The sequence below is a fragment of the Rhodococcus sp. A14 genome (assembly GCF_011603105.1).
Classification (GTDB): Bacteria; Actinomycetota; Actinomycetes; order Mycobacteriales; family Mycobacteriaceae; genus Rhodococcus_F; species Rhodococcus_F opacus.
In genome coordinates this window covers 1-10,702 of the sequence record NZ_JAAOQS010000100.1, presented here as the reverse complement: position 1 = coordinate 10,702, position 10,702 = coordinate 1, and the positions used below count along the sequence as shown (strand labels likewise).

Below are 10,702 nucleotides of genomic sequence, written 5' to 3'. Positions count from 1 at the left end.
ATGATCGCCGTCCCGGCGGGGCAGGTCACGCTGTCGGATCGCCGAACCACCCGCAGCTGGAGCGTGGAGCTGGGTGCCTTCGAGATCGCCGTCCATCCTGTGACGCAGGGGGAGTACGCCGCGATCACCGGCGAGTGGCCGGGCACGACGCGGGGAACGCGGCTGCCGGTCGACGGAGTGTCGTGGCGGGACGCGATCCTGTTCTGCAACGCCCTGTCGGAGCGTGCCGGGCTCGCCGCTGCCTATCGCGTGACCGGTGACGACGTCGTGTGGGACACCGTGGCCGACGGGTACCGGCTTCCGGCCGAGGCCGAATGGGAACGCGCCTGCCGGGCGGGCACCACGGGTCCGCGGTACGGCCCGCTCGACGCGATCGCGTGGTACCGCGGCAACTCCGACGGCCGGTCGCGGGAGGTGGGCGGCAAGCAGCCGAACGCATGGGGCCTGCACGACACCCTGGGCAATGTGTGGGAGTGGTGCTGGGATCTGTACGACCCCGAGGTGTACGGCCCGTACCGGGTCCTGCGCGGCGGTGGGTGGTTCGACGAGCACTGGAGTTGCCGAGCCTCCGTGCGGAGGCGCAGTCACCCGACCTACCGCATCGACGACGTCGGATTCCGTCTCGCTCGGGGTGCATTAACCTCCGACTAAATGTTGACGTCAGGTTCAAGTTAGTTCTACGCTGAGCTCGGGAGTATGACGACGGTCACACCCGGAGAGGGCGAGTCTGCATGAGCCAGGTCAACACGGTCCGCGGGCCGATCGACAGCGCCGAACTCGGACGCACCTACATGCACGAGCACGTGTTCGTGCTGACGCCCGACGTGCAACAGAACTACCCGGACGAGTGGGGGAGCGAAGACGAGCGGGTCGCCGACGCGGTCACCAAGCTGCGCGCGCTGGCGGAGCAGGGTGTCCGGACCATCGTCGACCCCACCGCCGTCGGGCTCGGCCGGTACATCCCGCGCATCCAGCGGGTCGCGGAACAGCTTCCCGAGCTGAACATCGTTGCCGCAACAGGGCTGTACACCTACGACGACGTGCCGTTCTTCTTCCACTACCGCGGTCCGGCGCTGGACGCGATCGTGGGAGCCGAGGTCCCCGACCCGATGGTGGACATGTTCGTGAAGGACATCGAAGAGGGAATCGCCGACACCGGGGTCCGCGCGGGACTGCTCAAGTGCGCGATCGACCACCAGGGGCCCACGCCCGGTGTCGAGCGGGTGATGCGGGCCGTCGCGAAGGCGCATCGGCGCACCGGCGTGCCCATCACCGTGCACACTCACCCCGGCAGCGAGGCCGGATTGCACGTCACACGCGTGATGTGCGACGAGGAGGGGGTGCGGCCGGACCGGATCGTCCTCGGCCACAGCGGAGACAGCACCGACATCGAGCATCTGACCAGCCTCGCCGAGGCCGGCTTCGTCCTCGGAATGGACCGGTTCGGGATCAACCTCGAGACGACGTTCGAAGCCCGCGCCGACACGCTCGTCGAGATGTGCCGCCGGGGATTCGCGGGGCAGATGGTGCTGTCGCAGGACGCCTCCTGCTACATCGACTGGATCGACCCCAACCTGATGGCCGCACTCCCGCAGTGGCACTACCTGCACATCGAGAACGACGTGCTGCCCTACGTCCGCGAGCGGGGTGTGACCGAGAAGATGATCACCGAGATGCTGGTCGAGGTGCCTCGGCGATACTTCGAGAACGTCGACCCCTACTGACATGTCGCGCCCGCGAATTGCACCCACACCACCGGTCACGGCCCGGGGCGTCCGCACCCGCGATCGTCTCGTCGCCGCGGCCCGGGTGGTGTTCGAGCGCGAGGGGTACCTCGACGCCCGTCTCGTCGACATCAGCAAGGAGGCCGGACTCTCGACCGGATCGTTCTACACCTACTTCACCAACAAGGAGGAGGCGTTCGCGGCGGTCGTCGAGGTGACGCAGAACGACCTGCTGCATCCGGGCATGGGACGGGTCGCGGACGAAGGCGACGTGCACGCGGTCGTGGAGGCGAGCATCCGCGCCTACCTGCACGCGTGCCGCCGGAACGCGCGACTGCTGGCCCTGCTCGAGCAGGTCGCGCACGTCGACCCCGCATTCCGCGAACTGGAACGCTCGCGGGACGAGACGTTCTACCGGCGCAACGCGCGGGCGATCGCCGACCTGCAGGACCGCGGTCTCGCCGACGCCTCGCTCGACCCGATGCTGACGTCGAAGGCGTTGTCCGCCATGGTCGGAAGGATGGCCTACAGCTATTTCGTCGGACCGCCGAGCGAGCGGCGATCGCTCACGTTCGAGCAGTTGACCGCCGGACTCGCGCGGATGTGGACGAACGCGCTGCGCGTCCCCGACCGCGTGTGAGGACCGTCAGTAGCCGGGTGCGTGGAGGATGCGCAGAACGAGGTCGGCGTTGATGTCGCCCAGTTCCTCCGGCGTGAATTCGCCGTCGGGGCTGTACCACCGGCAGATGTCCACCGCGAGCGACATGATCGCCAGAACCGCGACGCGGGGGTCGGGGATCAGGAACACCCCCTGATCGATCCCGTTCTGCACCTCTCGAATTGCCGCGAGCCGGATCTGGAGCCGGGTCTCGGCGACCACCTCGTGGTGTTCGGGGTCGAGATGCCTGCTCTCGTACTGGGCGATGCGCGCGCGGCGGAAGTTCCGGGCGTGCATGATGCTGAATTCGCGGACCAGTGCCCGGACGCGGTCGATGGGGTCGGTGAACGGCGCCACGGCCTTCAGCACCAGCGCGAGCGCGCGCTCGTTCGACCGGCGGACGAGCTGGAACAGCAGATCTTCCTTGGACGGGAAGTGCACGTACATCGCGGAGGGGCTCATCCCGGCCATGGTGGAGATGTCCCTCGTGCGGGTGGCTTCGAAACCCTTGTCGGAGAACAGTGTCGTCGCCGCCCGGAGCAGGCGTTCCTCGGATGTCGGCGGACCGGGGCTCGGCTCCTCGGTCGCGGACACGTCGTCTCGCAGTTCGGTCATCGGTGGTCCTCTCCGCCGCATCGAGCTTCGTCCGCATCGGCGGGATCCGGCAAGATCAATCCCCTCGAGTGATTGACATCACACAGCTATTCAAACACACTAAGCAAGCGCTCACTGACTTGAAGTTGGCGTCATGTTCTGAAAAATCTGTTTCCCACATCCATACGAAGACCTATCCCGAGGAGTGATCGGATGACTACATCCGCGGTGCAGCCGAGTAAGGACGCAGCCGGCGACACAGCCGTCTCGCGCAAGCGTGCGCATCGGAAACTGCTTGCGGCGGGACTCGTCGGCAGTTCGATCGAGTGGTACGACTTCTTCCTGTACGGAACCGCTGCGGCACTGGTCTTTCCCCACGTCTTCTTCCCCGACTCGTCGGCGTTGATGGGCACCCTGCTCTCGTTCAGCACGTTCTGGGCGGGCTTCGTCGCACGCCCACTCGGCGGCCTCGTCGCCGGCCACTTCGGCGACAAGTACGGCCGCAAGCCGGCCGTCGTCACCTGCCTGCTGTTCATGGGACTGGCGACATTCCTCATCGGCTGCCTTCCGGGCGCCGCGACCATCGGTGTCGCGGCCCCGATCCTGCTGGTGGTCCTGCGGTTCGTCCAGGGCCTGGCGTGCGGTGGTCAATGGGGTGGGATCGTCCTGCTGCTGACCGAATCGGCGAGCCCGAAGCGCAGGGGATTCTCCGGGACCTTCGGCCAGATGGGCGTCTCCTTCGGCGTCCTGCTCGGCAACCTGGTGTTCCTCGGCGCCACCGCGGCGATCTCGAACGAGGCGTTCCTCAGCTGGGGCTGGCGGATCCCGTTCTTCGCGAGCGCACTGCTGTTCCCGGTCGTGCTCTACATCCAGACCAAGGTCGAGGACACCCCCGAATTCCGGGACCTGCAGGAGGAGGCGCAGAAGAAGAACAAGACCGTCGTCCGCGCACCGCTGACGGAGGCGATCAAGGAACACTGGCGCAAGATCCTGCTCGGCTGCGGCCTGCTCGCGGCCACCAACTCCCTGTTCTACATCTCCATCGCCGGTGTGCTCAGCTACGGCACCGCGGAACTGGGGCTCGAGCGCAACGACCTGCTCGCGATCTCGCTGCTCAGCGCCGGGCTCACGGTCGGTGTCGTGCTGTGGTCCGGGCACATGTCCGACAAGATCGGGCGTCGGCCGATGATCCTGATCGGCGCGGCGATGATCATCGTGTGGGCGTTCCCGTACTTCTGGCTGATCAACACCCGGAACCTGCTGCTGTTCTTCATCGCCGTCACGGTCGGCAGCGTCTTCCAGTCCATGACATACGGGCCGATCGCCGCGTACATGGGTGAACTGTTCGCTCCCAACGTCCGGTACTCGGCGGCCTCCCTCGCGTACCAGCTGGCGGCGATCACGGTCAGCGGCGGCACTCCGTTCATCATGACCGCGCTGATCGCCAAGACCGGAACCACCACGTTCGTCGCCGTCTTCGTCGCACTGATGGGGCTGGTCACGTTCCTCTGCGCGTGGAAGCTCCGCGAGACCAACACCGCCGAGGTGCGGAACGATCCCACCGCCGTACCCGGCGCCCAGTTCTACTGACCGGCACTACAAGGCGACGTGGGGTGGCTGGGACCCAGCCACCCCACAGCCGTCAGTTCGGCACCGTCAGCACGATCCGGCCTTCGCAGTCCCCGGATTCGAGCAGGCGGTGCGCCTCGGCGGCCTGCGCCAGCGGCAGCGTGGTGTGCGGCATGCTCACCGTGCCCGCGGCCACCCACTCGATCGCGCGGCGCGCGGCGGCCTCCGCGGCGGTCGGATCCTGCATCAGCAGTCCGCCGACGTTGAAACCCAGGACGGCGCGGTTGGCGAGCCACAACTCGTTGGCACCAACTCGCACGTCGTCCTCTCCGCTCGCATTGCCCACGGCGAGAAGCCGGCCCAGCGGCGCGAGCACCTCGAGGCTCTCGGCACGCAACCGGCCGCCGACCGGGTCCACGACGACGTCCACCGAATCGATGCCCGCGTCCGACAGGGCGCTGCGAAATCCGTTGCTCGACACCACCAGGTCGTATCCGTACCGCTCGGCCTCCGCGGCACGTCGGGCAGACCGAACCGTGCCCAGCACCTGCGCGGCGCCGAGCCGACGGGCCACCTGCGCGGTGATGCCCGACAGGGCTCCTGCGGCGCCGTGGATCAGCACCTGGCTTCCCGGACCGACATTGCCCGCGAGTTCCAGCGACAGCAGCGCCGTAGTGGTGTTCGGGACCAGCGCCACCGCCTCGGCCGGATCGAGGCGAGGGTCCACGGAATCGAGCGGGATCGTGATGGCCGCATCGGCCACCGATACCTCCGCATAGCCGCCCGCGGTCGGGCGAGAGAGCGTCACGACAGGCTGGCCGGCCCGCAGATGATGCACGCCGGCACCGACTTCCCGCACTGTTCCCGCCACCTCGAGGCCGGGCACGATCGGTGGTGTCCCGCCGAACTCACCACGACGCATGAGGACGTCCGCCAACCCGACCGCGGCGTGCGAGACGTCGATACTCACCTGGCCGGGCCCCGGCTCCGGAACGGCGAGCTCGGCCGTCTCGAGGACGTCTACTTCGCCGAAACGTGAAATGGTGATCGCGCGCATGGCCTACCTCGTCATCTCGTCGTCGCACGGGTACGGCCGCCACCGTAGTACGGTGACGGCCGCGACGAGCCCTCCGAGCGTGCTGTCAGTGGTTGCCGATCTCCAGCACGAGCTTGCCGGTGTTGGCGCCGTCGAACAGCAGATTGAGTGTGCGGCCGAAGGCCTCGACGCCCCCGGTCTCGACCTGTTCGCGGGTCACGATCTCGCCGGCGCGGATCCACTCCGACATCGCGTCCATGCCCTCGGGGAACCGGTCGAGGTAGTCGAACACGATGAACCCCGTCATCGACGCCCGGTTGACCAGTAGCGACAGGTACCGGGACGGGCCGGGCTGCGGGTCGGTGGCGTTGTATCCGGAGATCGCGCCGCACAGCGCGACCCGGGCGTTCTTGCGGAGCCGGGCCAGTGCGGCGTCGAGGATCTCGCCGCCGACGTTGTCGAAGTAGATGTCGATTCCGTCCGGTGCGGCGGCGCGCAGGGCCTTGCCGACCGATTCGGACTTGTAGTCGATCGCCGCGTCGAAACCCAGCTCCTCCGTCAGCCACGCGCACTTCTCCGGGCCGCCGGCGATGCCGATCACCGTGGCGCCCTTCAACTTCGCGATCTGCCCGGCGATACTCCCGACCGCTCCGGCCGCCCCCGAGATGAGCACGGTGTCGCCCTTCTCCAGCTTGCCGATGTCGGTGAGGCCGAAGTAGGCGGTCATCCCCGGGAACCCGAGCGCGCCCAGCCACGTCGGCGCCGGGGCGAGCGACTCGTCGACGGCGAGTGCGCCGCGGCCGTCGGAGAGCGCGAACTCCTGCACGCCGAACTGTCCGGAGACGAGCTGTCCCTCCGGGAACTTCGCGTTCTTCGACGCCACCACCCGGCCGACGGCGTGGGTGCGCATCACCTCACCGATCGCCACCGGCGGCACGTACGACTTCACGTCGTCGAGCCACCCGCGCATCGCGGGATCGAGGGACACGTAGTCCACCTTCACGGTGAATTCGCCGTCCGCGGGTTCGGGGATCGGTTCCGACGTGATCTCCCAGGTGGAGTCGTCGGGACGGCCGACCGGACGCTTCGCCAGTCGGACCTGCCTGTTCACGGATGTCACGGTGTTCACCTTTCGGGTACCTCTGCGGTCAGTGCGTCGTTCTTCAGTGCGGTCCGGTCGATCGACCGCTTGAGGATCTTTCCGGTCGACCCCTTCGGGAGGGAATCGACGATCGCGACGATCCGGGGAATCTTGTATGCGGACAGTCGTTCCCGCGCCCAGCTGGTCAGTTCGCCGCCGTCCAGACCGGAACCGGGGACGGTGGCCACGACCGCGGCCACCTCCTCGCCGTAGTGATCGTCGGGAACACCCACGACGGCGGCCTCGAGGATGTCGGGATGTGTGTACAACACCTCCTCGACTTCGCTCGGGTACACGTTGTAGCCGCCGCGGATGATGAGGTCCTTGACCCGGTCGACGATGCGCAGATCCCCGTCCGCATCGATCTCGCCCAGATCCCCCGTGCGCAGCCAGCCGTCCGAGTCCAGGACGGCCGCGGTGTCGGACGGCCGGTTCCAGTAACCCTTCATCACGGTCGCCCCCTTCACGAACACCTCGCCGACGCTGCCGGGAGGGCAGGCGGTGTTGTCGTGGTCCCGCACCTGGACCTCCAGCCGGGGAACCGCGCGTCCGGTGAAGCCGATCTTTCCGCCGCGGTCGATGTCGTTGAACGTGCCGAACGCGGTGGTCTCGGTGAGCCCGTATCCCTCGAGGATGGTGCACCCGAAGCGGGACTCGAATTCGCGGGCCACTTCGCCCGGCAGCGACGCGCCCCCGGAGATGGCAATGCGCAGTTGCGTGAAGTCCTGCGAGTCGGCGCCGTCCGCGGCGTGGAGCATCGCGTTCCACATCGTCGGCACCCCGGCCATGATCGTGAGGCGGTCGCGTCGGAGGAGAGCGAGCATCGCGGCCGGGTCGAACCGGGCCAGCAGCGACAGCGACCCGCCGCCCGTGAACGTCGCCATCATGACCGAGGCCTGGCCGAAGACGTGGAACAGCGGAAGCCCCGTGCCCGTCCGGTCGTCGGTCGAACCGCGACTGCATTCGGCGCCGATCTCACCTCCGGACAGCAGGTTCCCGACCGTCAGCTCCGCGCCCTTCGGCCGCCCGGTGGTGCCGGACGTGTAGAGGATGGCGGCGGTGTCGTCGCGGTCCCGCTCGGCGACGGGAACCGGCTCGGCGTCCGATGCCGCGGCGTCGGGTGCGAGCGTCCAGACGGGGATGTCCAACGCGGACGCGGCGTCGCCGATCGCGGGGCCGAGTTCGTGCCACACGACGGCGAGCGCGGCGCCGGCGTCGGTGAGAACGTACTCGGTCTCGGGCCGGGTGGACATCGTGTTCACCGGGACCACGACGCACCCCGCCGCCTGAATTCCCAGATACGCCACCACGAACTCGGGCACGGAGGGTGCGGCCAGGAGAATTCTGTCGCCGGGGGACAGGCCCGCTTCGGTGAGTGCTCCCGCATATCGGGTGCTCGCGTCGCGCAACTGTCCGTAGGTCAGGGTGCTGTCCGCACCCCGTAGTGCGATGTTGCCGGGAGTGGCGTCCGCGTGGCGGGACACCGGATCGATCACATTTGCCATGTCGTCAACCTCCGACGCGGTACAGGGTTTTCCGGCCTCGACGGCACGGGCGGTTATCCGGCCTCTACGACGCGGGCGACGGACTCGGACACGACCACCGGCTTGTCGGAGCCCTCACGCTCGACGATCTGACTCATCGTCACCTGGATGCCGCCCCCGACCTGTTCCGCGGACTGCACGGTGGCGCGCATCCGGATGCGTGAACCCACCGGCACCGGCGCGGGGAAACGGACCTTGTTGTAGCCGTAGTTCAGGCTGTGGGCGAAACCGTCGAACCGCAGCAGGGTCGCCGACAGTGCCGGTCCGAGAGACAGGCTGTACAGCCCGTGCGCGATGGTGCCGCCGAGTGGGCTGGCGGCGGCGCGCTCGGGATCGATGTGGATCCACTGGTGGTCGCCGGTCGCGTCGGCGAAGGCGTTGACTCGTTCCTGGGTGACGTCGTGCCAGTCGGTGGGGCCCAGCTCCTTGCCGATCAACGCCGTGAGCTCGTCGAAGCTCGCGGGGCGAACGGGCAGTGCGGTGGTGTCGGTCATCTGTCTCCCTCAATTCCGGGTGGTGCGGGGCCTGGATGTGTCACGTTGGCTGCATCGAACTTCGAGGTGTTCGCCGAACTCCGACACTTGAACTTGACGACGGATTCAACTATACAAAAGAGAGACGCGAGTCACAACGCACGGCGAAGGAGAGGACACCTCGTGAAGGTTGCACAGAAGGTCGCCATCGTGACCGGCGGTGGAGGCGGAATCGGCGGGGCGATCGCGGACCGTCTCGCCGACCAGGGCGCCAAGGTGCTGGTCGCCGATCTCGACCCGAACGCCGCCGCCGCGGTTGCGGACGGAATCAACGCACGTCACCCCGGAACGGCCGTCGCCGAAGGCGCCGACGTCGCGGACGCCGATCAGATCCGCCGCATCATCGATCGCGCGGAGACCGAGTTCGGCCCGGTCGATCTCTACTTCGCCAACGCCGGCATCGCGGGAGCGCCCGGCCTCGATGCCGACGACGCCGGCTGGGATCTCGCGATCGACGTCAACGTCCGCGCCCACATCCGCGCCGCCCGGCAACTCGTGCCGAAGTGGGTCGAGCGGGGCGAGGGGTACTTCGTGTCGACCGCGTCCGCGGCCGGGCTCCTCACTCAAATCGGTTCGGCCACCTACGCGGTCACCAAGCACGCGGCCGTCGCGTTCTCCGAATGGCTGTCGGTCACGTATGGGGACAACGGAGTTCGCGTCAGCTGCCTCTGTCCGATGGGCGTCGAGACGAAGTTGATGCGCTCCGGCGAGAACTCGGGTGATCCACTCGGCGTCGCGGCCACCCGCGCCGTCGTCTCGGCAGGCGACGTGCTGCAGCCCGAGCAGGTCGCCGACATCGTGCTCGACGCCGTGGACCGGGAGACGTTCCTGATCCTGCCCCACGAGAGCGTCCTCACCATGTACCGGCAGAAGGGATCCGACTACGACCGCTGGCTGCGCGGGATGCGCCGCTACCAGAGTTCGCTGCTGGAGCACGCGTGACCCCCGAGCACGCAGACCTGGTCCTCGCCGAGCGGCGCGGACCGGTCCTGGTGCTGACGTTCAACCGGCCGGACAAGCTGAACGCCTGGACCGACGACCTCGAGGACCGGTACTTCACGCTGCTCGGCGACGCCGAGGACGACCCGGACGTCCGCGCGATCGTCGTGACCGGAGCCGGGCGCGGGTTCTGCGCCGGCGCCGACCTCGGACGCCTGCAGGCCGTCGGTGACGTCTCCGAAGCGGACCTCCTCCGGCCGCGCCCCCGCGATCTTCCCGCAACACTGCGCAAACCGCTGATCGGGGCGATCAACGGGGTCGCCGCCGGTCTCGGAATGGTGGAAGCCCTCTACTGCGACGTCCGGTTCGCCTCGGCGTCCGCCCGGTTCACGACCGCCTTCGCCAAGCGGGGACTGATCGCCGAATACGGCATCTCCTGGCTGCTGCCCCGGCTCGTGGGACGCAGCCGCGCCACCGACCTGCTGCTGTCGAGCCGCATGGTCGATGCCGAGGAGGCGTTGCGCATCGGACTCGTCGACCACCTCGTGCCGGACGGTTCGGTCGTCGACGCCGCGGTCGCCTATGCCGAACAGCTGGCGACGCACTGCTCCCCGACGTCGATGGCCGTCATCAAGGACCAATTACAGAACGATGCGGACGGCACCTACGCCGAGTCCGTGGCCCGAGCGGAAGGCCTGATGTTGCAGGCGTTCCGCGGGGCCGATCTCGTCGAGGGCGTACAGAGTCACCTCGACAAGCGCACACCCACGTTTCCCTCACTACCCGTCAGGAGTTCCCATGTCCCTGTTTGACATCTCGGATCGCGCCCAGCAGTTGCAGATCGATCTGCTGGAGTTCATGGATTCGCATGTGTATCCGGCGGAGGCGGTGTATGAGGAGCAGATGCGGGAGTCGGGGGATCCGCATTTCCAGCCGCCGGTGTTGGAGGAGTTGAAGGTTGAGG

At 67.9% G+C, this 10,702-nt stretch carries 11 protein-coding genes and 1 pseudogene; 7 read left to right on the top strand and 5 right to left on the bottom strand.

What is annotated here, in order from left to right; genetic code table 11:
- From G9373_RS35310 to G9373_RS35300, 3 genes are all read left to right on the top strand, one after another.
- Positions 1-651 (top strand): SUMF1/EgtB/PvdO family nonheme iron enzyme, encoded by a 651-nt coding sequence (locus tag G9373_RS35310; protein ID WP_120660603.1) that lies wholly within the window; start codon positions 1-3, stop codon positions 649-651.
- An 80-nt stretch (positions 652-731) separates the two neighbouring features.
- Positions 732-1,724: a phosphotriesterase gene (locus tag G9373_RS35305; RefSeq protein ID WP_167119583.1), complete on the top strand. Its 993-nt coding sequence runs from the start codon at positions 732-734 to the stop codon at positions 1,722-1,724.
- A 1-nt stretch (position 1,725) separates the two neighbouring features.
- A complete protein-coding gene (locus tag G9373_RS35300) occupies positions 1,726-2,364 on the top strand; it encodes a TetR/AcrR family transcriptional regulator (protein ID WP_005252917.1) in 639 nt (212 codons plus the stop codon).
- A gap of 6 nt (positions 2,365-2,370) precedes the next feature.
- Here G9373_RS35300 and G9373_RS35295 read toward each other — a convergent pair whose 3' ends face one another.
- Positions 2,371-2,997: a TetR/AcrR family transcriptional regulator gene (locus G9373_RS35295; RefSeq protein WP_167119580.1), complete on the bottom strand. Its 627-nt coding sequence runs from the start codon at positions 2,995-2,997 to the stop codon at positions 2,371-2,373.
- A gap of 192 nt (positions 2,998-3,189) precedes the next feature.
- On the opposite strand from G9373_RS35295, the gene G9373_RS35290 reads away from it, so the two are divergent.
- Positions 3,190-4,566 (top strand): MFS transporter, encoded by a 1,377-nt coding sequence (locus tag G9373_RS35290; protein WP_005252920.1) that lies wholly within the window; start codon positions 3,190-3,192, stop codon positions 4,564-4,566.
- 52 nt (positions 4,567-4,618) lie between these two features.
- On the opposite strand, the gene G9373_RS35285 is transcribed toward G9373_RS35290, so the two are convergent.
- From G9373_RS35285 to G9373_RS35270, 4 genes are all read right to left on the bottom strand, one after another.
- Positions 4,619-5,602, bottom strand: coding sequence for a zinc-binding dehydrogenase (locus G9373_RS35285; RefSeq protein WP_120660604.1), 984 nt, complete (start codon positions 5,600-5,602; stop codon positions 4,619-4,621).
- Between the two features lie 85 nt (positions 5,603-5,687).
- Positions 5,688-6,701 carry an NADP-dependent oxidoreductase gene (locus G9373_RS35280; protein ID WP_037207579.1) on the bottom strand — a complete coding sequence of 338 codons (1,014 nt, stop codon included), beginning with the start codon at positions 6,699-6,701 and terminating at the stop codon, positions 5,688-5,690.
- A gap of 5 nt (positions 6,702-6,706) precedes the next feature.
- Positions 6,707-8,227: an AMP-binding protein gene (locus tag G9373_RS35275; protein ID WP_005264565.1), complete on the bottom strand. Its 1,521-nt coding sequence runs from the start codon at positions 8,225-8,227 to the stop codon at positions 6,707-6,709.
- Positions 8,228-8,280: 53 nt separating this feature from the next.
- Positions 8,281-8,760, bottom strand: coding sequence for a MaoC family dehydratase (locus G9373_RS35270; RefSeq protein WP_005264564.1), 480 nt, complete (start codon positions 8,758-8,760; stop codon positions 8,281-8,283).
- A 162-nt stretch (positions 8,761-8,922) separates the two neighbouring features.
- On the opposite strand from G9373_RS35270, the gene G9373_RS35265 reads away from it, so the two are divergent.
- From G9373_RS35265 to G9373_RS46995, 3 genes and pseudogenes are all read left to right on the top strand, one after another.
- Complete coding sequence (locus G9373_RS35265) at positions 8,923-9,741, top strand: SDR family oxidoreductase (protein ID WP_005264555.1); 819 nt, start codon at positions 8,923-8,925, stop codon at positions 9,739-9,741.
- On the top strand, positions 9,738-10,550 hold the full coding sequence (locus G9373_RS35260; RefSeq protein WP_005568265.1) for an enoyl-CoA hydratase-related protein: 813 nt from the start codon (positions 9,738-9,740) through the stop codon (positions 10,548-10,550). The genes G9373_RS35265 and G9373_RS35260 overlap by 4 nt, the downstream gene beginning before the upstream one ends.
- Positions 10,537-10,702, top strand: a pseudogene (locus tag G9373_RS46995) (acyl-CoA dehydrogenase); the annotation flags it as partial. The gene G9373_RS35260 and the pseudogene G9373_RS46995, both read left to right, overlap by 14 nt.

Bases quoted from the DNA above. Each gene is read 5' to 3' on its own strand.
- G9373_RS35285 (WP_120660604.1), bottom strand. From the start codon at position 5,602: ATGCGCGCGATCACCATTTCACGTTTCGGCGAAGTAGACGTCCTCGAG.
- G9373_RS35310 (WP_120660603.1), top strand. From the start codon at position 1: ATGATCGCCGTCCCGGCGGGGCAGGTCACGCTGTCGGATCGCCGAACC.
- G9373_RS35300 (WP_005252917.1), top strand. From the start codon at position 1,726: ATGTCGCGCCCGCGAATTGCACCCACACCACCGGTCACGGCCCGGGGC.
- G9373_RS35295 (WP_167119580.1), bottom strand. From the start codon at position 2,997: ATGACCGAACTGCGAGACGACGTGTCCGCGACCGAGGAGCCGAGCCCC.
- G9373_RS35290 (WP_005252920.1), top strand. From the start codon at position 3,190: ATGACTACATCCGCGGTGCAGCCGAGTAAGGACGCAGCCGGCGACACA.
- G9373_RS35270 (WP_005264564.1), bottom strand. From the start codon at position 8,760: ATGACCGACACCACCGCACTGCCCGTTCGCCCCGCGAGCTTCGACGAG.
- G9373_RS35305 (WP_167119583.1), top strand. From the start codon at position 732: ATGAGCCAGGTCAACACGGTCCGCGGGCCGATCGACAGCGCCGAACTC.
- G9373_RS35275 (WP_005264565.1), bottom strand. From the start codon at position 8,227: ATGGCAAATGTGATCGATCCGGTGTCCCGCCACGCGGACGCCACTCCC.